Annotated in this window: 20 protein-coding genes; 14 read left to right on the plus strand and 6 right to left on the minus strand. The window is 61.2% G+C overall.

Annotated elements, in window-relative coordinates:
• The first annotated feature begins 43 nt into the window (after positions 1 to 43).
• Positions 44 to 1831: a chloride channel protein gene (locus tag IC235_RS09405; RefSeq protein WP_191004918.1), complete on the plus strand. Its 1788-nt coding sequence runs from the start codon at positions 44 to 46 to the stop codon at positions 1829 to 1831.
• A 111-nt stretch (positions 1832 to 1942) separates the two neighbouring features.
• Positions 1943 to 3169, plus strand: coding sequence for a BaiN/RdsA family NAD(P)/FAD-dependent oxidoreductase (locus tag IC235_RS09410; protein WP_223847169.1), 1227 nt, complete (start codon positions 1943 to 1945; stop codon positions 3167 to 3169).
• A gap of 530 nt (positions 3170 to 3699) precedes the next feature.
• Here IC235_RS09410 and IC235_RS09415 read toward each other — a convergent pair.
• Positions 3700 to 3963 (minus strand): hypothetical protein, encoded by a 264-nt coding sequence (locus IC235_RS09415; protein ID WP_191004919.1) that lies wholly within the window; start codon positions 3961 to 3963, stop codon positions 3700 to 3702.
• A 194-nt stretch (positions 3964 to 4157) separates the two neighbouring features.
• Between IC235_RS09415 and IC235_RS09420 the strand changes: the two genes are divergently transcribed.
• Positions 4158 to 5603 (plus strand): DNA integrity scanning protein DisA nucleotide-binding domain protein, encoded by a 1446-nt coding sequence (locus IC235_RS09420; RefSeq protein WP_191004920.1) that lies wholly within the window; start codon positions 4158 to 4160, stop codon positions 5601 to 5603.
• Positions 5604 to 5702: 99 nt separating this feature from the next.
• Here IC235_RS09420 and IC235_RS09425 read toward each other — a convergent pair whose 3' ends face one another.
• Positions 5703 to 8543, minus strand: coding sequence for a WD40/YVTN/BNR-like repeat-containing protein (locus IC235_RS09425; RefSeq protein WP_191004921.1), 2841 nt, complete (start codon positions 8541 to 8543; stop codon positions 5703 to 5705).
• A 390-nt stretch (positions 8544 to 8933) separates the two neighbouring features.
• Entirely contained in the window at positions 8934 to 9608 is a 675-nt protein-coding gene (locus IC235_RS09430; RefSeq protein ID WP_191004922.1) for a TetR/AcrR family transcriptional regulator, read from the minus strand.
• A gap of 820 nt (positions 9609 to 10428) precedes the next feature.
• Between IC235_RS09430 and IC235_RS09435 the strand changes: the two genes are divergently transcribed.
• From IC235_RS09435 to IC235_RS09455, 5 genes are all read left to right on the plus strand, one after another.
• On the plus strand, positions 10429 to 13488 hold the full coding sequence (locus tag IC235_RS09435; RefSeq protein WP_191004923.1) for a T9SS-dependent choice-of-anchor J family protein: 3060 nt from the start codon (positions 10429 to 10431) through the stop codon (positions 13486 to 13488).
• A gap of 149 nt (positions 13489 to 13637) precedes the next feature.
• Complete coding sequence (locus tag IC235_RS09440) at positions 13638 to 14090, plus strand: hypothetical protein (protein WP_191004924.1); 453 nt, start codon at positions 13638 to 13640, stop codon at positions 14088 to 14090.
• Between the two features lie 3 nt (positions 14091 to 14093).
• The gene (locus tag IC235_RS09445) at positions 14094 to 14783 is read left to right on the plus strand and encodes an SCO family protein (protein ID WP_191004925.1); all 690 of its coding nucleotides are present in this window, start codon (positions 14094 to 14096) and stop codon (positions 14781 to 14783) included.
• Positions 14784 to 14876: 93 nt separating this feature from the next.
• Complete coding sequence (locus tag IC235_RS09450) at positions 14877 to 15284, plus strand: c-type cytochrome (RefSeq protein ID WP_191004926.1); 408 nt, start codon at positions 14877 to 14879, stop codon at positions 15282 to 15284.
• Between the two features lie 306 nt (positions 15285 to 15590).
• Complete coding sequence (locus IC235_RS09455) at positions 15591 to 16433, plus strand: phosphatase PAP2 family protein (RefSeq protein WP_191004927.1); 843 nt, start codon at positions 15591 to 15593, stop codon at positions 16431 to 16433.
• Here IC235_RS09455 and IC235_RS09460 read toward each other — a convergent pair.
• On the minus strand, positions 16413 to 16814 hold the full coding sequence (locus IC235_RS09460; protein ID WP_191004928.1) for a GlcG/HbpS family heme-binding protein: 402 nt from the start codon (positions 16812 to 16814) through the stop codon (positions 16413 to 16415). The two genes, IC235_RS09455 and IC235_RS09460, sit on opposite strands and share 21 nt — an antisense overlap.
• Before the next feature lie 101 nt (positions 16815 to 16915).
• A complete protein-coding gene (locus IC235_RS09465) occupies positions 16916 to 17485 on the minus strand; it encodes a Crp/Fnr family transcriptional regulator (RefSeq protein WP_191004929.1) in 570 nt (189 codons plus the stop codon).
• A 631-nt stretch (positions 17486 to 18116) separates the two neighbouring features.
• On the opposite strand from IC235_RS09465, the gene IC235_RS09470 reads away from it, so the two are divergent.
• The 4 genes from IC235_RS09470 (at position 18117) to IC235_RS09485 (ending at position 22099) form a co-directional block, all read left to right on the plus strand.
• Positions 18117 to 19052: an enhanced serine sensitivity protein SseB C-terminal domain-containing protein gene (locus IC235_RS09470; protein ID WP_191004930.1), complete on the plus strand. Its 936-nt coding sequence runs from the start codon at positions 18117 to 18119 to the stop codon at positions 19050 to 19052.
• Between the two features lie 211 nt (positions 19053 to 19263).
• Positions 19264 to 20622, plus strand: coding sequence for a M28 family peptidase (locus IC235_RS09475; RefSeq protein WP_191004931.1), 1359 nt, complete (start codon positions 19264 to 19266; stop codon positions 20620 to 20622).
• Positions 20623 to 20638: 16 nt separating this feature from the next.
• Positions 20639 to 21244, plus strand: coding sequence for a hypothetical protein (locus IC235_RS09480; RefSeq protein ID WP_191004932.1), 606 nt, complete (start codon positions 20639 to 20641; stop codon positions 21242 to 21244).
• 60 nt (positions 21245 to 21304) lie between these two features.
• A complete protein-coding gene (locus IC235_RS09485; protein WP_191004933.1) occupies positions 21305 to 22099 on the plus strand; it encodes a slipin family protein in 795 nt (264 codons plus the stop codon).
• Between the two features lie 40 nt (positions 22100 to 22139).
• Here the strand turns inward: IC235_RS09485 and IC235_RS09490 are convergent, their stop codons facing one another.
• On the minus strand, positions 22140 to 23003 hold the full coding sequence (locus IC235_RS09490; RefSeq protein ID WP_191004934.1) for a DUF2911 domain-containing protein: 864 nt from the start codon (positions 23001 to 23003) through the stop codon (positions 22140 to 22142).
• 215 nt (positions 23004 to 23218) lie between these two features.
• Between IC235_RS09490 and IC235_RS09495 the strand changes: the two genes are divergently transcribed.
• Positions 23219 to 24178, plus strand: a complete 960-nt coding sequence (locus tag IC235_RS09495) for a hypothetical protein (protein WP_191004935.1) — start codon at positions 23219 to 23221, stop codon at positions 24176 to 24178.
• A 77-nt stretch (positions 24179 to 24255) separates the two neighbouring features.
• Positions 24256 to 24540, plus strand: coding sequence for an NAD-dependent epimerase/dehydratase family protein (locus IC235_RS09500; RefSeq protein ID WP_191004936.1), 285 nt, complete (start codon positions 24256 to 24258; stop codon positions 24538 to 24540).
• Positions 24541 to 24603 lie beyond the last annotated feature (63 nt).

Consider the following 24603-nt stretch of genomic DNA (forward strand, 5'->3'; position numbering starts at 1 on the left):
GCGTTACCCATCGTAACCTATGAGTTGACTGTCCCCTACTACCATGCCCGATCACGCCGTTCATCGCCTGTTGCGCCCGCTGCTCGTATGGCGGGCTCGCCACATCAGCGAACGGATGTACATGCTCATCCTGAGTGTGGTAGTGGGTGCCCTGGCGGGCTTGGCCGCGGTGTTGCTCAAAACCTGCATCCGCACCCAGATGCGCTGGCTAGAGGAAGCCATCTCGGAGCCCCAACGGGTGTTTGCCCTGTCGATTTACCCCGTCATTGGGATTAGCCTCACGGTGCTGGTCACCAAATATTTGCTGGGCGGGCAGCTGGGCCGGGGCATCGGGCCCATCATTTACAGCACGGCCCGCGAAAACAGCATCGTGCCGCGCTCCAAGCTGTACTCCCAGCTTATTACGGCCTTCCTGACGGTGAGCTTCGGTGGCTCGGCTGGTACCGAGGCCCCTATTTCGGTAACGGGGGCTGCCCTGGGCTCTAACGTCGGCCGGGTGCTGCACGTGGACCGGCGCCGGCGCCGCTTGCTCACCGGCTGCGGGGCGGCGGCCGGCGTGGCGGCCATCTTTAACTCGCCCATCGCGGGCGTGCTGTTCGCGGTCGAAACCATTCTGATGGAGCTGCCCGCGCAGTATTTTATTCCGCTGCTGATTTCTTCGGCCACGGCTACGGTGGTATCCAAGGCGCTCTACGTGGGCCAGCCGTTCGTACTCATTACCACCAGCTGGCCGATCGATGCCGTGCCGTTCTACGTGCTGCTGGGCTTGTTTACGGCGTTCTTCTCGGTGTACATGATTCGTACCTACCACTGGTTCGAACGATTCTTCGAGCGCTGGCCGGGCCTGAGCTGGCGCAAGGTACTATTAGGCGGCACCCTGCTCGGCGGTCTCATCTTCTTCTTCCCTACCCTGTACGGCGAGGGCTACAAAACCGTGGAGCTGCTGCTGCGCGGCCACCCGGAGCGCATTACCGACGGCAGCATCTTCTCGGTGTACCAGGATAATAACCCCTGGCTGCTGCTGGTCCTGGTGGTGTTCAGCATGCTGCTGAAAGTGGTGGCTACCAGCATCACGGTGGGCGCCGGGGGCAACGGGGGCATGTTTGGCTCGTCGCTGTTCGTGGGGGCGCTGGCCGGGTTTTTCTTCGCCCGCCTGATTAATCTGAGTGGCTTGGTGCACATTCCCGAGGTGCATTTTGTGGTGTTAGGTATGGCCGGCACCCTGGCCGGCGTTATTCACACGCCGCTGACCGCCATCTTCCTCATTGCTGAAATCACGGGCGGCTACGCCTTGTTCGTGCCGCTGATGCTGGTGAGCAGCTCGTCCTATCTCATTACCAAGTACTTCGAGCCCTACTCGGTGTATACCCGCAAGCTCACGCTGAAGGGCGTGGACGTGTACGCCAACCGCGACCGCGGCCTACTGGCCCAGTTGGACCCGCGCAAGCTGGTAGAAACCGATTTCATCCCCGTGCGCCCCAGCACCACGCTGGGCCAACTGGTTGACGTGTTCCGCCACTCCTCGCGCGACCTGTTTCCGGTGGTGACGGCCAGCGGCCGGCTGCTGGGCGTAGTCAGCCTGAACTCGGTGCGCAACGCCTTGTTTGATGATGCCCACTACACCACCACCCAGGTTCGCGAGCTGATGAAGCCCGCGCCCGCCGTGGTGGGCCCCAGCGACGACCTGCAACACACGCTGGCCCTGCTCGACCGCTACGATGCCTGGGCCCTGCCCGTGTGCGAGGAGGACGGCCACTACCTGGGCTTCATCCTGAAATCGGCTATTCTGGCCCGCTACCGGCGGCAATTGATTGCGGAAAGCGAAGCCTAAAACAGCTAACCCGACAAGGCGCAGCAAACGGAACAGCGAGTGAGTGGCAGGGCCTTTCGCCACGAAGTATCGTACTTTGTGCCTTGCTCATTACTCATTGTTGACTGCTCATTGCTAACTGTAATTATCGGCGGCGGGCCCGCCAGCTTGCTGGTGGCGCAACGCCTGGCCGAAGCCGGACACCAGGTGCGCCTCTTTGAAGCGCAGGCCACCGTGGGGCGCAAATTTCTGGTGGCGGGGCACGGCGGCTTCAACCTGAGCAATGCCGAAGAGCTGGACCGCTTTGCCAGCCGCTACGGCCCGGCCGCCGCCCGGTTCCGGGAGCTGCTGGGCCATTTCTCGCCCGCGGATATGCGGGCCTGGGCCGCCGACCTGGGCATCGCCACCTTCGTGGGAACGAGCGGACGTATCTTCCCAATCGCCGCGCACAAGCCCGCCGACTTGCTGCGCGCCTGGCTGACCCGGCTGCGCGAGCTAGGGGTTGAAATCAATACCCGGCACCGCTGGCTGGGCTTTGTGGGAGCCACCGGGCTGCGCCTGCGCGACGAACGCCCTGGCCCGGAAACCGGCCGGGAGTTTAACCTTGAACCCGCCGCTACGGTGCTGGCCCTGGGGGGCGCGAGCTGGGCTAAAACGGGTTCCGACGGCGCCTGGCAGCCGCTGCTCCAGGCCATTGGGGTGCCCGTGGTGCCCTTCGCCCCAGCTAACTGCGGCGCGGTAGTGGCCTGGTCGGATTTCTTCCGCCAGAAAATCGGCCGGGCGCCGCTCAAAAACATTGCCCTGCGGGTGAACGATGGCGCCGAAGTCCGCGGCGAAATCATGCTGACCGAGTATGGCCTGGAGGGGACGCCGGTGTACGCCCTCACTCCCCAGCTGCGGGCGGCCCTCGCCCGTGACGGACACGCGGTGCTAGGCCTCAACCTGAAGCCCGACCTTACGGCCGCCGCCCTGCTGGGCAAGCTGCAGCAGCGGCGGGCGGGAGCCTCACTGCCCGACTTACTGCGGAAGTCGCTGCACCTAGGCGCCCCCGTACCGACCCTGCTGCGCGAAACCAGCCCCGACGTAGCCACTTTGAGCCCGGCAGCCTTGGCCGAGCTGCTCCGGGCGGTGCCGCTGCCCGTAACCGGACTGCGCCCGCTGGACGAGGCTATTTCCACGGCCGGCGGCATCGCGCTCGCCGCCGTGGACGAGCACCTGATGCTGCGGCAGCGGCCCGGAACCTTCGTAGCCGGCGAAATGCTGGATTGGGAAGCCCCCACCGGCGGCTACCTGCTGCAAGGCTGCTTCAGCACCGCAGCGTGGGTGGCGAAGGGAATTGCGGAGCGCAGCCAGCCCTAAAACGGGCCGGCAGGGTACGGGGGGCTCGAACGGTTATTGTTTAAAATCAATACTCAAATCAGTGTACCAGACCCGGCCGGCGGTTGCCTCACCCCCAGCCCCTCTCCGCAGGAGAGGGGAACCTGGCGACTCGGACACGGAAAGGAAGACGGCTCTAATTAGCAACCCGTTGTTTGATTACCAGACGCCAAGCAGACATCACTATTCCGTACTAGTCCCTACTTAGAGCGGTTTCGAGGTCCGTGTACCTAACGTTAGGCTCCCCTCTCCTGCGGCTTCGCGCCTCCAGCGAACCGGGGTCGTACCCGGTAGGGCCCGCCCTACCGGGTACGACCCCGCAGGGGGCACGTGAGGCGAACGCCGGAACGACAACCGATACTGACTCCGAAATGGCTCTAGGTACCCAAACGGTGGCTTGAAGCCAAGCGTTTCTCCGTTCCATATCTCTGTCGTCAGGCTCCCCTCTCCTGCGGAGAGGTGGGGGTGAGGCAACCGCCGGCCGCACCAAGGACACCGCCCCAGAAACCACTTTAAAACCTCGTTTTCGCGGCTTTCGCCTGTTCTTCGGCATCGCGCAGAATTTGCCGGGCTTCGCCCAGCAGGCGGCGGCCGGGGTCCAGCTCTTCGCGGGCAATCAGGGCAAACAGCAGGAAGAATGAGGCTAGCGGCAGAACCCAGCCCAAAGCAAACCACAGCCAGAACGACCGGCCCCGGCTGTGCGCGCAGTAGCCCGTCAGAATCGGAATGAATGAAATGGCCACCGCCACTACAAAAAGCATGTCGACGAAAAGCATAGGCTTGCGCAGTTAGCGGTGGAGAAAGCGTGGCCGCGACCGGGTGGCCGCCACCCCGAAGTTACAGCTTTATGAGTGGAGCAGGAAGCGTTCGCGCAGGAATTTTGTTTGACCTTACCACTATGCCGGGCTTTTTTCCGTAGTTCGAAGCGAAGTCGGGCCTGCAACGGGGTCCGGCCGTCCTGAACTTGCCCATGTGGGAACACCAAAGCCTGTTTCGCGTCTCCGCTCAACTCTTCGCTGAGGGCATTTTTAACTTGCTCGACCGCAGCCTGCGGCCCGAAGTATTTCTGCTGGGTTTTGCCTCGGCCAAAGAAGCCGACGAGCCCGATGCGGTGATTATCGAGCCTGGTTCCACCCGCTACTCGCCCGCTGACTTTAAACACGTTAAGACCCAGGCAGCCGCCCTTGAGGTGGATACCGGGCCCCAGGGCTCCGTTTATCACCTGCACCCGAACCACCACGACCGGCTTGAGAAACAGCACTGGTACGAGTTGGTGTGCCGGGCTACGGAAGCCACCCTGCACGAGCTGGCCACCGCGCGCCACGAAAATCGACGCTCGTTCTGCTCGGTTCCGGTGAGCTTGCAGGGCTACCTGGTGACCGTGGTGTTGCAGCTCTCGGCTGACTGCTACGACGGCTACTACGCCCTGCCGAAGTCAGGCGGGCGCACCTTCAACCTGCCCCACGCGGCCGTGCTGGAATTTTTGCACGACTGCACCCGGGCCCTGCGCGAGGCCGACACCGCCGATAACGACCAGCCCGTGCTCGACCGTGACTACAACGAGGTGCTGCGCTCGGCCGGTCGCCGCCTGATGCTGCGCGTAGCCCCCGGCGGTACCCACGGCCTCTACGATGCCTGCAACGGCGTGGCGGCCCTACGCCACGAGGGCGACGAGGGCGTTGGCACCATGCTCGTGAGCCGCCGGCTGCACCCGGCCATCGTGCCCGTGCTGACCTTGGAAACCCCCGTGCCCATGCGCGACCACCGCTCCATTCGCAAGCTGCTGGAGCTGAGCGAGGGCCACACGGCCCTGATTTCGGACGCCTCGCACGTTTTTGGCCTGGGCCAGCTGGTACCGGAGTCCGACAGCCAGTACGAGCCCCTGGTGACGGTGCACTTCACCAACCACTACAGCTGGGAAATGAGCCACGCGGGCCACGTGCTGATGCGGGTGGTGAGTAACACGCCCCGGATGCCCCAGGGCCAGGTAGCAGCCGATAATTTCGCCCGCACCGTGCGCATCGTCTTTCCTAACCTGACGGCCGATAGCACCGACTACCTCTGGGATTTAGCCCAGAAGGCCACCACGCAGCCCAATGGCACCATCCTCGTTATCAGCGCGGGAGCCCGGCAGGAGTCCCAGCGCCTGGCTCGCCAGTGCTTCCGCATCGTGCCGCGCATCATGACGCCCTCGGTGCTGCGCCTAGTTACCAACATCGATGGGGCCGTGCTCATCGAGCCCAACGGCATGTGCTACGCCATTGGCGCCATCCTCGACGGCCTGGCCACCGAAAAAGGCGACTCGTCGCGCGGCTCCCGCTACAACTCGGCACTGCGCTACGTGAACAGCAGCAAGTACTCGGCCCTGGCCATCGTGGTCAGCGAAGACGGGTGGATCGACTTGCTGCCGTCGTAGCTTTTCTTATTGAGGCCCTATGGTAAGCGATTCTTACATGAGGCCTTCTGGTTAGGCAATGGCTGGTCATTAATGGAGTGTCTCCCACGAGCGGGCCAATTATTCTACCTGCAGCTTGACCGCCCGCTCACCGGCTCGAACGACGTAAAATCCGGCGGGTAGGTGACTCGAGCCCAAGGGCAAGGCGGCCCGTCCACGGGCATCGGTGCGGGCAGTGAGCCGGACGCGCCCAACCGCATCGACGACCGTCACGGGCACCAAGGGAGCCGCTCCGGTGAGTTGCACTTCCTGAGCGCTACCTTCTGCTGGGTTCGGGAAAAGAGTGCCCCCGGCTGGTTGGTTGGCGAGCGTGCGCACCGGCGAGTACGTGGCCGTGCCGTCGAGGTCTTCCTGACGCAGCCGGTAGTAGAGGAGCCGCGCCGGAGCATCTGACAGTTCCGGGTCGGTAAACTCGTAGCGAACCGCCCGGGTGTTGTTTCCTTGGGCGGCTACTCGCCCGATCCGGTCGAAGGTGCGGCCGTCCAGGCTGCGCTCTACCGCGAAGAAAGCGCTGTTTTGCTCGCTAGCCGTCGTCCATCGCAATCGGGCACTATGACCTTGCCGCTCGACTGTAAAGGCCGTCAGGGTAACGGGCAGCGGCGTGATATTAGGATTCACCACCGTAACCGAGTTCCAGCTTACCCACACCTTGCCGGTGCGGTCCACGGCGAGGCCTTGTACCCCGTGGAAGTTGTAGCTCGGGGAGGTGAGGGCTCGAAAGCTTACCCCGTCATCGTCAGAGTAATACAGGCGCGGTTGGGCGTCACCAGCCATCGAACCGAACACGGCAATCTTGCCATCGTACGAAGATACAAAGTGGGCATTCATGAATTGGGTGGTCGGGGTCCAGCTCTGCCCGCCATCGCGCGAGACTTTTACGCCCGCAAAGTCGCCAGCCGCCCACAGGTTCTCCCCCCGGACGGGGTCGGCGTGCAGGTCCCAGGCCCACCAGGCGCCATTGCCATCTTGCTTGGCGAAGGGATGGGTGCGCGGGGCCCACCTGGTGCCGCCGTCGGTGGAGCGATAGAAAGGCGCGTCCCGGGCAATGAAGTACCGCACGTCGGGCTGCACGGCGTCGCGCTCAATGAAGCAGCTTTGCGGGTCGTAGCGATGCCCCGTGTTTAGCCCAGTCGTGGGCAGATCCTCCACTTGCTGAAACGAGACACCGCCATTGGTTGTGCGCCAGACCCCGGGATTAATCGTGCCAGGAGTAATTGTCCCTTCTTTACCCGTTCCGGAGGCGAGTACGACCAGGAAATCGTTGGCATTGTTGAACGACATAACGGCCTTGGTCACGCCGTCGCGGGAAGGCGGCAGGCCGTTGCCGCTCTGGGGCACCACATCCCAGTTCGAACCACCGTTGGTGGAGCGCAGGAGCAAGGTTGAATTGGTGCCCTGATCGACGCCGGCCAGCACCAGATTCTGCGTGTCCGGTCCTTCCAGGACGCGGAAGGCGCTATGCAAGCCGTTGTAGGTCCTGTGCGAGCTCAGGGCAGCTTGGCCGCTGCTGCCGCCATCGGTCACGATGACTGAGCCGATATCGCTGCCGGGGATGTAGATACGGTTGGCGTCGTAGCGACTGACGCTGGCATAGTAAGTTTTAACCGCGGCTAAGCCGCTGCCGTTGGGAAAGTACTGCCAGGAGAGGCCCTTGTCCAGGCTATACATCGGGGCGCCGCCTCCGGTGATCATCCACTTATTGGGGTTGCCCACCGCTTCGATCACTTGATCCGTGCCGAAGTCGGGGTGGTTTTTAGCGGCCATCTCAACGGCGGTGGTCCAGATTGGAACCACACTGGTGTTGAGCGTGGTGGAGCGCACGGTGAAGAGTTGGCCGCCGTTACCCGCCGGGCTGAAGCCGTGCCGATCCGCGCTGGTGTTCCACGCGCTGGACGAGCCGTCGGAGAAGATCTGCAGGCCCGTGGGATAGCCGAAGTAGATGCTGTTGGTGGCCGCATCAGCTACCGAGTACGTGGTGGCGTCGTTGTAGTCGGTCGCCGTGATGCGCGAAATGCCCCCGCCCCCGCCGTTGCTGCGCGTGACCAGGCCCACGCCGGCGAAGGAGCCGGTGGTGAAGCGGGCGATCATGCCCACCTCGCTCAGGCGACCCGAGCCCCCGACCAGGCTGAAGTTATTGCCCCCATCGGTAGAAACGTACAGGCCGTTGTCGGAGCCCACCCAGATCTGGTTGGCAAAAGCTGCTACGTTGTGCAGGGTGCGCGCCCGGTTGCTGTCGAAGTTGTTGCCGCCGGCCTTGACCCAATCGGTCCCGCCGTTGGAGGACTTCCACAGCCAGCCTGTCATATTTTTACGCGGGCCGGCGAACCAGATTTCGGAAGAGTCATTCGAGCGAATCAGGATCGGGGAGGTGCCGCGGAAGCGCGGAGTCCTTTGGTAGATGTCATTGCTATCACCGAGGTCGCTGAGCAGCACGGTCCAGCTACCACCACCATTGGTAGACTTATAGAGTTTGTCGCCAGTGGAGTAGTAGACGACGTCGGCGTTGTTTTTCTGCACGGCCATGCCCAGGCCCCCTACGTCGCCGCCGGGGATGCTCCAGTTCAGGTAGCTCCAGCTCGTGCCCCCATTGTCGCTGCGCCAGGCCCCGAACACGTCACCGTAGCCGTAGAGGCGCCCGTTGTCGGCCTGGGCAAAGCCACTAAACCATCCCCCACAATCCAGCGGCATGGCTTTAAGGGTCTGGGCGTGGGCAGCGAAGGATAGCAAGAGGGTACTCGCTGCCAGCGCCAGACCGGCCCGCAACGGACTCAGGTTTTGCGGCAGGGAATCCCATAAGCGGGTGAGCAGGACTAAGGTGGGGCGGGCCAGCCGCAAGCTCAGCCGGGAAAAAGCCCATTTGACGGATTGGTTACCAGGCAATAAATTCAAGAATGCATGCATAGTGAATGCGTTTAGGCGAATGAGGCACGCGGCTGGGCCGGCGAATACATGGTGGCGCCTTTTTGAGCGGGGTAAGTCCCAGTGATTGATATCTGGGATTATTTGGGGGAGCATCGTTCTCTGAAAGCAGTGAAGGCAGAAGAGCATCCACCGATGACCAAGCTGATTATTCCACCGGCCGTTTGGTAGCCCACTCACTGGCTCGGGCGACGTAAAACCTGGTGGGTAGGTGACCCGAGGCCAAGAGCAGGTCGGCTGGCCCGCGGGGGTCGGTGCTGGTGGTGAGCCGGACGCGCCCTACCGCATTTAAGGCCGTCACGGGCACCAAGGGAGCGGCTCCGACTTAACTGCCCCTGCTGGGTCCTGTGAGCTACTGGTTTCGGGAAGGGGCTACCCCCAGCCGGTTTGGCTGGCGAGGGCGCGCATCAGCGAGTAGGTGGCCGGGCCGGTGAGGTCTGCCGGGCGCAGCCGGTAACAGAGAACCCGCGTCGGAGCATTCGACAGTTCCGGCGCGGTACACTCGTAGTGAACCGCCCGGGTGTTGGGCCCCTGGGCAGGCACCGGGCCGATACGGCAGAGAATGCGGCCGTCCAGGCTGTGCTCCATCGCGAAGAAAGCGCTGTTTCGCTCGCTAGCCATCGTCCATCGACATCGGGTGCTACAGACCTGGCGCCCTGCTGTAAATGCCGTCAGAGCAACAGGTAGTAGGGTGGCTGTATTGCTGCTCCGGCCCAGCTGTTGGGTGCAAGCGTAGTACTTGGAGCTATAGCCGGCCGGCCCATCCGGGCCGATGGATAGAGTGGTAGTGCCAACTATCAGGGGCGAAGCAGGGGCGTATTTGACCCGCACCCGAGTAGCACAGCCCGCTTTACTGGCCAGCATTTTCAACTTCGTGGCTTCGTTCTTGAATAGATAGATGGTAGCTGGGCTACACCCACTGACCCGGGCAATGGTGCGCATGCCCATCATCTCGAAGCCTTGCTCATTGAACAGGCTCTGGGTCGCTACCAGGATAGCCTGACGCCACTCGTTTTTCCCGCGCTCTTCGCGTTCTGTGATCCCCACCTGCTTTCGTTAATTGGCTACTTTGGTTATTGGCCTAACAGTACAAACATAGGGAATAATGTTCACAAAACGACTTTCATTTGACTGTACGTTCTTGGCAATACTATTCTGACATGACATCAGTCTCTTATTTGAATACAGCTGCTTCGCCAGCCGACACAATCAGCTAGCAGCCCAACCCAACCAGGGCCGGAACTTTCTGGGCGTCAGGCAAAGAATCAGAGTCAACAATAGCCTTATTTCCCCGGCGCAGTGCCCCTAGCTTGGGATCCACAGTGCCCAAGAACGGGCTTGGTGAGCCGGCCCTTGCTGCGCATCACGCCCGCCGTCAACTCACGCCGTAACTCGGGATCAGGCTGCCGTTCATCAGCCCGCTGCAAGACGAACACTAAGTTCAGGGCACGGCTGAGCCTTCCAGTATGCATCGCCTTGCCGCCGCTTGCCCGGGCCCGAGGTTGGAGCCGCCCCGCGCAAAAAATCAAACGCTTGCAGCACAGTCACGCGGGAGCCCTCCAGCATGGTCGAATCCCCGGATGCCCTGACCTGGCTCAGCTCTCAGCTGCTGGCTGGTTTGCCGTGGTTGCGTCACCTTGTGCCCAGGCACCGGCGGGGGCGGGCATACTACCGGGTAATCACGACCGGAGAAGTAGAGCAGAGAAGTTGCTTTTGCTGGACGGGGGCCAGCCCCATTATAGTGGGTCTGGCGGCCGCGGTTCGGCCGGGCTTATGAACTCATAATAAAAATAAAATCTCTTTTAAATCTCAATCCTCTTTAGATCTGGTAATTTTGTCCCACAGTGTACCGACTTTTTTCCGAAGCATGATAAATAAACTACTTTTATTAGGATTGGCTGGAGGGCTGACTCTCGCAGCCACCACCACCCGGGCCCAGGCGACCCTCGACACCAGCCCCTACACGGAAACGTTCGATAACCTCGCCAGCGGCCTGCCGACGGGCTTTGGGGTATATATCGGGGCCACGGCCAGCAGCCTGGGCAGTGCCCCGACCGCAGCGCAGCTTATCCTCACTCCGGGATCGACTACGACCTGGGGGGCTACCGGAGCCGGCTTCAAGAACTTTGCCTCGGCCACGGGCCTCACCGCCACGGCCTCGACGGCCAACCAGACCGCCGCCACCAACCGCGCCCTGGGCGTGCGCCAGACGGGCACCTTTGGCGATCCCGGCGCGGCCTTCGTATTTCAGGCGGCCAACACGACCGGTAAAACGGATTTTGCGCTAAGCTTTAAGCTGCAGTCGCTCGATAACTCTTCGACCCGCACTACCACTTGGCGGGTGGACTACGGCCGGGGGGCGACGCCGACTGCCTTTACCACGGTGGGCACGGGCAGCGACACGGGCGCTAGCGCGTTTTCTAACAATACGATAACGGTGAGCCTTGGCTCGGCCCTGGACAACCAGAGCGGGCCGGTGTACATCCGCATCGTCACCCTCAGTGCCAGCACGGGTGCCGGCAGCCGCCCTTCTACGGCCATCGACGACTTCTCGCTGACCTGGAACTCGCCGACCCCAACCACGCCCACGCTGACGGTGGCGCCCAACGCGATAAATTTTGGGAACCAAAACATCACTACCACCTCGGCAGCCCAGACGTACTCGCTCGCTGGCGCGAACCTGACCAGTGCCACGACCGTGACGGCCACCGGCCCGTTCACGGTGTCGAAAGACAACACGACGTTCAGCTCTACGCTGAGCTTTACGCCCGCCGAGCTGGCTACGGCCCAAACGGTGAACGTGAAATTCACCCCCACCGCCACGGGCCCCGCGACGGGCAGCCTTACCCACCAGAGCACCGGGGCCGTGACCCGCACCGTGGCCCTGACCGGGGTAGGCACCGACCCCAACCAAACGACTTTCAACTTTGCCACCTGCACCACCGCCCTTTCGGATGGCTGGAGCCAGTACAGCGTGACCGGCCCGCAAACGTGGGGCTGCACCACCTTCGGCCGCGACCCCAGCAGCCCCACGGCCTCCAGCCCCAACGGCGTGCAGATAAACGGCTACGCGTCGGGCAACATCGAGAATGAAGACTGGTTTATCTCACCGGCCTTCAACCTGACCAGCTACGCCTACCCGCTGCTCTCGTTCTGGAGCCGCACCGCCTTCAACGGGCCGGGGCTGAAGCTGCGCGTCTCGACCAACTACAGCGGCACGGGCGCTCCTACCGCCGCCATCTGGACCGACCTGAACGTGCCCTTCCCCGCCACGGGCTCCGACGTCTGGACCTCAACGGCTGCCATCAACCTAGCCGCCTTCCGAGGAGCTAACGTGCACGTGGCCTTCGTGTACACCTCGACTTCGGCCGCCGCGGCCCGGTGGACGCTCGACGACATTGCCCTGACCAACTCGGCTACCCCGCCGGCCCCCACGGTGCTCACCAACGTGAGCCGGCTCGCCTTCGGCTACCAAGCCGTGAATACCAACGCTGACCAACCGCTGACGGTATCGGCCAATGACCTGACGGCTAACGTGACGCTGACCTCCTCGAACCCCAGCTTTACGCTTTCGAAAGACGGCACCACGTTCGCCAGCACCCTCGCCCTGACCACGGCGGAGGTGAACGCCACGAGCAAGACGGTGACGGTGCGCTTCCGCCCCACCACTACCCTGACCAGCGTCAGCGGCACGGTGACGGTGAGCACCGCGGGCGCGACCTCAGCGAGTGTGACCCTGAGCGGCGATACCTACGACCCGGCCAAAACGCTGGAGGTGGTGAACTGGAACATCGAGTGGTTTGGCTCGGCCGACCCCACGCTGGGCCCCCCGAACAAGGACCTGCAGAAAACCAACGTCACGACGGTTCTCGGGGCGCTGCGAGCCGACGTATACGCCTTGGCCGAGATAGTGGATACCCTCCGCCTCAAGGACGTGGCCGCGCGGCTATCAACCAATCTGGGCCTGCCGTACGCCTACCGGATTGCCGACTACGGCTCGTACGCCGACAACAAGGATGACCCCGACTACGTCGGCACCCAGAAGCTGGGTTTCATCTACCGTACCGACGTGGTAAGAAACCCGAGCTTCCAGGGCTTGCTGCGCTGCACCCAGGCCCAGAACTGCCCCGCATTCACCCCGTGGGCGTCGGGCCGCTTTCCCTACCTAATGAGTGCCGACGTGCTGCTCGATGGTGTAACCAGGCGCGTGAACTTCATCGTGATTCACGCCAAGGCCAACTCCACCGCGACTTCGGCTAACGACTACGCCCGGCGTAAAGCGGGGGCCGACCTGCTCAAGAACCTGCTCGACACTAGTTACTCGAACGACAACAACCTGATTGTCGGCGACTACAACGACGTACTGGAGGGCACGATTGCCACGGGTGTGACGCCGCCCGTCAGCTCGTACTACTCCTTTATGCAGGATGCCAGCTATCTGCCGATTACGCTGCCGCTGGCCCAGGCAGGCCTGCAATCAACGTCTGGTTTCCGGACGGTGATTGACAACGTCATCGCTAACGGGCGGATGGCACAGTACTACATCAACGGCACGGCGGCCATTCGCACCGACGTGACGAGCACGATTGCCAACTACGCCAGCACGACGTCGGACCACTACCCGGTGTTTACGCGCTACTCGCTCGCGGGCCCCGTGCTGGCTAGCAAGGCCGCTCGCTCGGTTTCGCTCGGCCTCTATCCCAACCCGGCCACGAACAGCCTGCGCTTCGACGTGCCCGAGACCGGGGCTAACCTGAGTCTGCACGTGTACACCACCACCGGTCGCCTCGTTTTCAAGAGCACGGGCTCGGTTGAGCAGCTCAACCAGCAGCTTAGCCAGCACGTGGCGGGTTTGGCCACGGGCTTGTACCTGGTACGCGTGGTCGGCGCGCAGCAAACGTATACCAACCGCTTCCAGAAGCAATAGGCTGGTTAGCGCAGCTCATGTCTTGTTAGAGAGACTGCTAATCAGGATAAAGATAGGCCCCGCTCGATTTTTCGAGCGGGGCCTTTGCTTGAGGGCTGGGTGGCTTCATTACCGTGTTGCTTCGGGCGGGCCGAACGTACCTTTGCGGCGTGAAATTTCCCTTGACCAATGCGCTGCGGGCCGCCCTGCTGGCCGGGGCCGCAACCCTGGCGGCCTGCCCAGCGCCGGCCCCGCCCCGGCAGCCTTCGCCGGCTCAGGCCGCCCAAAGAGCCCTGATGGCCCGCCACGATTCGCTGATGGCGCGAATGGACCAGCTCTATGCGCTGAAGGCTAAAATCTCGGCGGCCCACGCGCCGGCCGCGGGCCCTTACCTGCGGGGCCTGGTCGCCGCCGACGCGGCCATGATGCACTGGATGCACCAGTACCACGCCCCCGATACTACCGGCGCGCCGGCCGCCCGGCTGGCTTATTTCCAGCAGCAGCAGCAGGTGTTGGCCGAGGTTAGCCGGCAATTTCAGGCAACGATAGACTCGGCAACGTTGTTCTTGCAGCAATTGCCGCCTCCGCCCACTACCCCAGTAGCGAAGCCTTCTTCCAACTAATCTATGTTCCAACGTCTTTTTGCGGTGCCCGCCCTGGTCGCGCTGCTGTTTAGTGCCTGCTCGAGCCCGGAGGTCCGCCTGCCCATTCTGGGTGAGCGCGAGGTGCATCCCCGCGCCGATGGGGGCCCCGCCGATACCGTGTTTGCTACCGTACCCGCCTTCCGGCTTACCGACCAAGCCGGCCAGGTCATCACCAACAAAACCCTGGCGGGCCGGGCCTACGTGGCCGATTTTTTCTTCGCCACCTGCCCCGGCATCTGCCCCAAGATGCAGGGTGAGATGCTGAAAGTGTATACCCAATTTGCCAAGGACCCGCGCGTGGTATTTCTTTCGCACACCATCGACCCGGCCCACGATACCCTGCCGATCCTGCGCGACTATGCCCAGCGCCTGGGCATTACCGACGCTACCCGCTGGCACTTTGCCACCACCGGCGCGCACGGCGAACCCACGGCCAAGGACACGGTGTTTCAGCTCGCCCACGCCTATTTCACGGCCGCCCTACCCGACAAGCAGGCCCCGGGTGGGTTTGCTCACAACGGCACCTTCGCCCTGGTCGACGACCAAGGACACATCCGCGGCCTCTACGACAGTCTTAACGCGGCGGAGGTCGCCCGCCTGCTTGCCGAGCTGCCCATCCTTTTAGCCGAAATTGATACCCGAAAAGCCCAGCCAGTAGCCCAAAACCAGTAGCCGCGGGCCTTGGGCTCTGGTGAAACGGGCCCCGGCTACGCCGGCCCGTACAGTGGCCTCCCTGACTAATTGAATGACCCTGCCCACCTATTGATGTCGCCCCGTTCGCTCATTTCAGGGGGTTTACTGCTGCTGGGGGCCGCCTTGCCCAGCTGTTTCAGCAACAACCGGCACCAGGGCCAGCGGCTATACGCGCAGCACTGCGCAGGCTGCCACGGCGAGCAGGGCCAGGGCCTGGCGCGCCTTATTCCGCCCCTAGCCGGGTCCGACTACTTGGCCAAGCACCGCGCCGAGCTGCCCTGCCTGGTGCGCAATGGCCAGCACGGGATGATCGTAGTGAATGGCGTGGGCTACCACAACGTCATGCCCGGCAATAAGACCATGAGTACGGCCCAGCTCACCAACTTATTAAATTACGTCGAAAGCCACTGGGGCAATCAGGCCGCCCCCCGCACAATTCGCGACGTGCAAACCCAACTTGACTCCTGCCGCCGGCCCTGACGCGCCAGCGCGGTTGTACCCACGGGCCCTACTGAGCGCACGCGCAGTATTTTGCACCCTGATTGCCACCTTACTCGCCGGATTTACTGCATTGATTTATCCGCTCCAATGCCAACTGAGCGCCTGCTGCCTCAGCTACCTCGTTTTCCGACAAGCCAGCCGCAGGAGCCTGAATGGGGTGAGGGCTGCCGTAAGCTACCCCAAACCCGAGGCGCTGTTGCGCTTAGCAACTGCTCTTTTCTCAAACGCGAATCTCCGGGCTTGAATACCCGGCCTGTTCCACCGCTGTTTATGCCGGTTTCTCCGATGACCTCCAAACTTCTCCTCTCCTGCTCCTTGATGGGATTGCTGGCCGCAGCGCCGCGATTGACGGCTGCCCAGACGCCAACCCTGCCTGCTTTGGCCGATACGACCCACAAGTACGAGAACCCCAGTGGGGAGGCAGCGCCCTCCAGGAGGCCATTTTTCAAGAGCAAAGGATTTCGCGCCGCCATCGTGCCGGCCGTGCTCATCGGCTACGGGGCGAGCACCATCAACGGCCACGGGCTTTATAGCTCCTACGACGCTAATAAGGACATCCGCCGCGTCTTCGGCACCTACCGCAGCCACCTCGACGATTACCTGCAATGGGCGCCCTACCTGGAAGTGGGCGCCGTGCTGCTGGCGGGTGTCGAGTCGCACGACGACCGGCTAAACCTGGGGCTCATTATTCTTAAAAGCGAGGCTATCATGCTTTCGTCGGTGTACGTCGTCAAATCGCTGGCGGGCGTGCAGCGCCCCGACGGCTCCGACAACCTGTCCTTCCCTTCCGGGCACACGGCCCAGGCGTTTTTGGCCGCCAGCATCGTGCACACCGAGTTTCGCGACAAAAGCCAGTGGTACGGCATCGGGGCCTACACCCTGGCCACCAGCGTGGCCGCCTTGCGCATGATCAACAACAAGCACTGGCAGAGCGATGTGGTGGCCGGGGCCGGGTTTGGCATCCTCTCGGCCCACCTGGCCTACCTCAGCCACCGCAACCGCTGGGGACGCAAATCCATTGGCCGCGATGTAGGCCTGGTGCCCACCTGGAGCCCCGGCAGCGGCGCGGGCGTACTCCTCAGCTGGCGGCCCTCTAAATCAAATAGCTTAGCCCATCAGGCCCACTGACGCCAATGCTTTGCTAGCAATGGTCTTGTCTTGCGCGGGTTCAACGCCGGAGACCCCGAGCCCGCCAATGATTTTTCCCTGTTGAAAAACCGGCAGGCCCCCGCCAAAATAGAATATGTCCGGATGCCCCTGGAAAGCTTCCTTGAGGAAAGGTGTTCGCTGTACTGCCTCGCCTATGGCATCGGTCGGCATGCCGAAAGCACAAGCCGAAACGGCTTTTTTTCTGCTCGCATCCACCGCAACAAAGCTGCAATTATCCATCCGCATAAAGGCTTGCAAATGGCCACCCGTATCGACGATTGATACCGCAATAGTCACGTGTTGGCGGGCGGCCTCATGCAGCGCGGCGGTTAACACTTGGGTTGCTAAATCTTGATTCATGACGTTAAGAAGTACTTTGAAGCGTGAGACTGAATAGGTGACAAAAGTATCCTACCAGGCAAGGCCGAAAGTATTCATATGAATAGAACGTAGTCACGCCTTCATTTTCCGGCGCTATTTCTTATTCGACTCAATGAGTTAGGTGTTACTCCCAAAAAAGACGCCAAGTCTTTCAGCGGAACTCTATTTAAATAGTTGGGATTAGCAAAAAGCTTCTCGTACCGAGCTTCAGCCGTTTCGAACTGAAAGGAGGTCATCCGCTGAATAGATTTAGCCAATATGCGCTCAACGATTCGCATCCCGAAAAAACGAAAACTGCTGAATTCTTCGTACAGCTTTTGTAAATCATTGTATTCAATAGCAAATACTTCGGCGTTCTCTAAAGCCCTGATGGTATATTGTGAAGGACTTTGAGTAATGAAGCTCTGCATTTCCGTTATGGGCATCTCTTCAAAAGCAAACCATACATTTATTTCCCGGTTGGCATGCGGATAAATAACTTTAAAACAGCCCGATTTCACAAAGCATAACTCCCTACACACCTGTCCTTGCCGGAGTAGGTGTTGGTCTTTCTTAATCTTCTTGATTCGAAATTTGGTGAGTATAACCGCCAGCTCTGAATCGGTGACCTGCCCGGCCACTTCGTGAATTAACCCTCGCAGCTTCTCCATAAAAAGCAAATAGGTTATTGTTTACTAATTACCAAAATAATTATTTCGGCACAAATCAACGAATCAGCCCTGTAAGTTGGATTCTATTTAACTGCTAAAAACCTAAACGGTGTATGCCGGTGCACTTCTCCCCTTGCAGCAGGGCTGTCAGGGCCGGCGCGGCGAGGGTTTGCAGTTCGGTAAGCTGGGAACCGGCAACGACATTGCGGGTAAAGCCTGGCTTTCATTGGGCCAAACGCTCGGCAGGGGGTATTTTACCTCCTTGCCGGTCAGCACCACGCATCACCACCTGCTGACCGTTCCGGGGTAAGTACGAATGTACGCGCTACACGCCGTCGTCAGCAGCGAACTACAGCAGTTTACCGATCTGCCCGGCGGGCGTTCGCCCAGACCAGCGGGCCGGCTTTTTCACGTGGCCGTATACTTGTCGAATGTACTTGAACGCTCCTAAAAAAAGAAGGAGCCCCAGGGTTAAAACCTGAGCCACAACCCGCAAGGCCCGGATGCTGACTGCGGTCCGTTACGTCAGCTTTTAGCGTCCCAGCCCTGTTCTGGGCCCCATTTTGCCGCGACCCAACCCTTTTTTGCCGTAGATTGCATCCCCATCCACTTGCCTTTGTAGTTCAAACTTATGGGTCTGTTCGACTTTCTGAAAAATAAGCCTGCCGACAAACAACCGGCCACCTCACCCGCTCCGTCCGGTCCCGACACGCCCGCCCCCGCCAAGCCGGCCGGTGGGCCCCGCTACCAGGGCGCTAAGTTCACGGCCCCGCCCGCTCCCGTGGCGCCCGCGCCGACCTTCCAACTGCCTGAACCGCCGCCCCTACCCTTCGAGCCGGAAAACGTGTTAGAGCAGCTTCTGCTGCTGGCTGCCACCGACGAAAATGCCCGCCCGGCTTTCTACCAGGCCCTGCTGCAGGAAGAAATCCTGATGATTCTGGCACCTCAGGAAGGCCTGGCCCAGGGCGAAGTAGTGCTTTCCGAAGGACAGGAGATTCAGCTCCAGGTATTATCCGACGGCAAGCTCCCCATCTTTTCATCGGTACCGCGTCTGAGCGATGGCGGCACCGACAACGGCCCCGTGAGCTACGTGCGCCTGCCGGGCCACGCCTTCTTCAACATGGTGCAGGGGCAAGATTGCGTGCTGAATCCCTTTTCACCCGCCGGCAAGCTGCTCCCGAAAGATGAGCTGGCGGCGCTGCTGGCGGGGCAGCTCACCGGCCCCACCTCGCCCGCGGGCGGCGACGCGCAGGTCCTGCTCAGCCAACCCGCCGAATACCCCACGGCCGTGGCAGAAGCCGTCAGCGCCTGGTGCGCCACCCAGCCCCACATCGCGGCAGCCTACCTGGCCCAAATGCAGTTGGCCGACAACCCGGAAGTGCCCCGCCTGCTGCTCGGCTTCGAGAGCACCAGCCCCGACCCTAGCTTTATGCAGGAGTTAGGACCCGTGCTGCAAGGCAAAACCAACGCCTACCAGTTCGTGGATCTGATGCTGGTCGACAAGACTTCGGATGAGGGGGTGAACCCATACTTCCGTACGGTGGAGCCACTTTACCGGGCCGGCTAGCCAAGCCTTTCAGATGGGCTTAGCGGGGCGCTGGCGCACGTCTGCGATGCGGCAATACATGGCATCAGGCCAGACGGCAGCGTATCGCCCGCCCGCGCCAGCACCTCTCTTCAGCTCTTTCCCGACACCTTCTTCGCACGTCCTGCTGGGCCAGCCCAGCGGGACGTTCTCTTTTAATCTTTATTCGGTTAGGTCATCCTACCTTTCCGCCATGAAACTTGCTTCGCTCCTAGTGCTGGCGTCCTTTACCGCCCGAGCCCAAACCAGGCCCGCGCCCCTGCTGCCGCCAGCCGACGCGAAGATTCAACAGCTGGCGGATGACATTTCGGCTAAAAACCTGGAAGCCGACATCCACCAGCTGGTGTCGTTCGGTACGCGCCATACCTTGAGTGACACCCAGAGCCCCACGCGCGGCATCGGCGCGGCCCGCAACTGGGTTAAGAGCGAGTTTGAGAAGTACAGCCGAGCCGGCGGCGGGCGCCTGAAGGTGGAGCTGGATACCTTCACGGTGAAGCCCGACGGCCGCCGCATCAACAAGGCGGTACTGATGGCTAACGTGCTGGCCACCCTGCCCGGCACCGACCCCACCGATACCCGAGTCATTCTCGTGAGCGGCCACCTCGACTCCCGGGTGAGCGACGTAATGAACGCGACGGCCGACGCCCCCGGCGCCAACGACGACGGCTCCGGCACCGCCCTGGTGCTGGAACTGGCGCGGGTGCTGGCCGGCCAGCAGTTTCCCTGCACCCTCAAGTTCGTGGCCGTGCAAGGCGAAGAGCAGGGCCTCTATGGCTCGGGCCACCTCGCCGCCCGCGCCAAAAAAGAAGGCTGGAACCTGGTAGCGATGCTCAACAACGACATCGTAGGCAACTCGCACGGCTTCGACCCGGCCATTAACGACGATGCGCACGTTCGGGTGTTCAGCGAGGGCGGGCCGGCCAGCGAAACGCCCGAGCAGGCCAGGGTGCGCCGCCAGCTCAGCAGCGAGAACGATTCGCCCAGCCGCTTGCTGGCCCGCTACATCCAGCGGACCGCCCAGCTATACGGCCGGGGCCACCAGGCCGTGCTGGTGTACCGCCCCGACCGGTTTCTGCGCGGCGGCGACCACACCCCGTTCAACCAGCAGGGGTTCGCCGCCGTCCGTTTCACCGAGATGAACGAGGACTACACCCACCAGCACCAGGACCTGCGCACCGAAAAAGGCCGCGCGTACGGCGACGTCGCCGAGGGCGTAGACTTCGCTTACCTGCGCCGCAACGCCGGCATCAACCTCGCCACCGTGGCCAGCCTGGCCCGGGCCCCGGCTGCTCCCGCCAACGTCGAAGTTCTCACCACCGACCTCACCAACCGTACCCAACTGCGCTGGGAAGCCCCCGCCACGGGGGCCCAGCCCGCCGGCTACGTGGTGCTGGTGCGCGAAACCAGCGCCCCGCAGTGGCAGCAGCGCTTCCCCAGCAACGGCACCACCGCCGACCTGCCCATTAGCAAGGACAACTTCATTTTCGGCGTGGCCAGCGTGGATGCGGCCGGGCACGAGAGCGTGGCCGTGCTGCCGGTGGTGGGACGGTAATTACTTATTCAGTTTCATGCGCGAAAACCAAGGATTCATCCTGACGTGCTGCTTACTTGGAGCTGACGCCCTGTTTCAACTGGAGGAAGGTCAGTATGGGGACTCAATTGGGGGTGCGATACCGGTTTTATTGGGCACTGTTTTAGCAGCAATACTGGGGTTTATTGCGCTATTCCGAGTGTTGAGGCGCCACGATTTGCCTCTTTCGGAGCGGTTGATACCTCTTTACTTCTGGCTTGGACCAGTAGCTTTGGCAGCCGTATTCAACACTTGGCTCAACCGCGTGGATTATGCGGCAAATTTTATGTGCGTGAGCACCAGCAGCGATTCAATCATGGCAGGGTACGACTTCAAAGATGATGGCCGCTATAAGTATTGGGAGGGCAGCCCCTTCGGCATTGCTTACAATTATGGCCGTTACGTGCGGCGCGATAGTATCATTACACTTCTGCCCGCATCCACCCGCAATGCTCCCCAAGAAATTCGTTTAATTATTCGGCCTTATTCTTCTGTCAGCCACCCCGCTTTCAACCAAAAAAGCGTTTTGTATGCGATGAATAAAGAAGGCGCAATTATCAACAGCAGCAACGGGTATTATATCAAAGAGATGTCTGCTAAGTAATTAGCTCCGCTTGTGTAATACCCCTGATTACTCCCAGAACCTCACCAACTCTCCCTAGCCATGTCGCCCTTTGTCCTCCCACTCCTCCTTATTGCTCTCCTGCTCTCTGGTATTCGCGTCGCGCAGGAATACGAGCGGGCCATCGTGTTTCGCCTGGGCCGCTTCACGGGCACGCGCGGGCCGGGGTTGTACTGGATCATTCCCTTAATCGAGCGCCAGCAGACCATCGACATTCGCACCAAGACGGTGGATTTGGAGCAGCAGGAAACTATTACCAAAGACAGCGTTACCATCAAGGTGAACGCCGTGCTGTGGTTTCGGGTGGTGAACCCGGCCGATGCCATCATCAAGGTGGCCAACTTCAACCAGGCGGTGTACCAACTGGCCGTGACGGCGCTGCGCAACATCATCGGCCAACACCAACTCGACGAGGTGCTGCGGGGCCGCCAGCAAATTAACGCGTCCTTGCTGCAACTCGTGGATGCCGCCACCGAAGCCTGGGGCGTGAAAATCGAGCTGGTTGAAATTAAGGACGTGGAAATTCCCGAATCCATGCAGCGGGCCATGGCCCGCGAGGCGGAGGCCATCCGCGAGAAGCGTGCCCGCATCATCAAGGCCGAGGCCGAGCTGGAGGCCAGCATTAAGCTGACCCAGGGCGCCAAGCAGATGGAGGAAAGCCCCATCGCGCTGGAGTTACGCCGCATGCAAATGCTGTCAGAAATCGGCATCGACAACAATACCACGACCATCATGCTCATTCCCTCCGAATTCACGAACGCGGCCAAGAGCTTTACGCAGCTGGTGAACCAGGGCGGACGCGGGAAGACCTCACCCCCTGACCCCGCATCTGCTTGATGCGCAGAGTTCCCAGGAGAGGGGGTGAGGTACTCCTACCCTACTTCTTCGCGCCCACGGCCGCCAGTACTTCTTGGTTCAGGCGGATGTACTCGGCTTTCGACACCTCGTTTTTGTCCGCTTTTACCAGTTCCATTGATTTGTTGGCAGCTTCGGCGGCTTGCTGGTTCTTGCCTTGCTTTTGCAGCAGCTTGGCTTTCCAGTAGTAGCCATAATAACCGGATTCGGGATAGGCTTTGATGAACTCCTCAAGCCAGCCCAGGGCGGGGGTGAGGTCCTTGCCGGTGTTGTAATAATATTGAGCGGCCGTGATATAGGGCTTCTTCTCCCCCTTCATGGCTTCCTGAATCTGGCCCATCACGATACGGTCGGGATCGGCGGTGATGGGTAAGACCACTTGGGTGCGATCCCAGCTCAGGACGAGGTCAGCGGAGGCGGGTTTGAGGTTTTCGACACTTAGCGCCATGGTTTCGACCGGCGTGGCGAGCTTGGTGGGCTTGGCTTGCACCCGCAGCACGTCGAGTGCCTGCTTGTACTCGTAAGTGCCCCACTGGGCGGTATCGCGGTTCAGAATAAAGGTCCACTCCTTGGCATCGGGAATGGTGAGCAGGGCGTAGGCCCCGGCCGGCACGGTTTGGCCATTGATCTTCACTTCCTCCCCAAAGCGCACCTTGGTGATGGTATTGGCCCCCGTGCGCCACACCGTGCCGTGGGGCACCAGACCGCCAAAAGCCACCCGGCCCCGCAGCGACGGCCGCGAATACGTGAGGTCGATGTACGACGTGGAGAAATTCTGGTGAATGTGGGTGGCGGGGCTCAGCGGCGGCACCGTGAGCTTGGTTTGAGCCTGGGCGGTGGAAGCCAGTAACAGGCCGGCGGTGAGGAATGAGCAGAAGTGTTTCATGCCGGTAAAGATGCTGATTAGCCGCTGATGTTGCAGGAGCCGCCAATCAAGCGCGGCCCTGACCCCCTGACCACAAACACCCTAGTTATAAAGTCAAATCTTCTGGGCGTTACAGATTCATTATGTGTCACTTACTAATCTGATCAATAAGGGAAAAAGTCTTTTATCTATAAAAAATGATATTTTTTCAAGAAAATCTACTTGTACTTCGGGCCATGAAAACATTCTCTAACATCCTGGCCCTGGCTTCGACTGGCAACTTAATGGTCGAGCGCTTACCTTATCCGAAACTTGGGCGCTGGGCAGCCCTGCTGCCAGCCTGCCTGCTTGTTTTTAACAGCTTCGCGCAAACCGGCGAAGCGCCCGTAATACGGCATTCCCTGGAGCTCCGGAGCGGCTACACCGGCGGCAGCTTTTCTCACTATACCAATGACTATACCTCCAGCCTCAATATTTTTGGCGGGAGCCCTCCCCGAACCCGCGAGGTGGTAGAGCATCAGTTCAACGGGGTGCTCTTTGGTGCCAGCTGGCGGCATGAAACAGTGCGAGCCGACCGGATATCTCCTTCATTTTCAGTGGGTATGGACGTACTGTCGGCATCCGACCAACTGACCTTTTCCAATGGTCGCGACGTTTCCCTACGACTATGGGCTGTGCACCCGCGCCTGGGGGTGGACCTGAAGCAAGGCCGGTGGCTGCTGCAGACCGAAGGCGGAGTGCTAGTAGGCCGTGTGGGCTATTTTGCCACTGAGGAAACCGGCTTTTTGTCGCGAAGCACTGTGGTCGACACGGCGGACGCCGTATTCACCATACGGGCTCGCTCCAGTTGGAACAATGGGCTTTTGACCGAAGTTGGCTATGGCGCGGGCGGTTTGTTAGGCTTGGCCAACCCCACCTGGCACGCGGGCGTGGGCATGGGATTTGGCCCGCTCAGCCCGATCGCCATCCTCGCCGGCATCACCGGCGCCAAGTCGACCAACGAAGGCGATGATAGTTCCGAGCAATACTTTTTGCAGATAGAAGCCACGCCGCCCAACAGCCGCTGGCGCGCCACGAGTTTTTTTTCCGTGTTTGGGATCGGGACCGGCACGTATGGTCGCGTGGCGGTGCAGGTAGCTTACCGGCTGCCCCTGGGGGCAGCTAAAACCTCGGCTCCCAAATCGGCTCCCAAATAGGTTATAGGCAAACAACTGGGCACCAGGGCCGTTGTACTGGTTACCACCTTGGCCTTCCCCACGTTTGCCCGCTGCCTATGAAAATCCTCCTGACTGGTGCCACCGGCTACATTGGCCAGCGGTTACTATCGCTGCTGGCCACTGCCGGCCACGACGTCGTTTGCCTGGTGCGGGATCCCCGCCGGTTTTCCCTGGCCGACATTCTGCCCGAAGCGCTGCTCGCCCGCGTGAGCGTGGCGCAGGGTGATTTGCTCAAGCCCGACTCGCTGGCCGAGGTGCCCACCGACTTCGACGCGGCGTACTACCTCGTGCACTCGATGAGTGGCAACAACACGAATTTCTTTCAGTTAGGCTGTGTCTGAAAAGTGGCGCTGCAGGATACGCCGAATACAGGCCAGTTGCGCCATACTGAGAAAGTGCTGGTC

This window comes from Hymenobacter montanus (genome assembly GCF_014699115.1).
Lineage (GTDB): Bacteria > Bacteroidota > Bacteroidia > Cytophagales > Hymenobacteraceae > Hymenobacter > Hymenobacter montanus.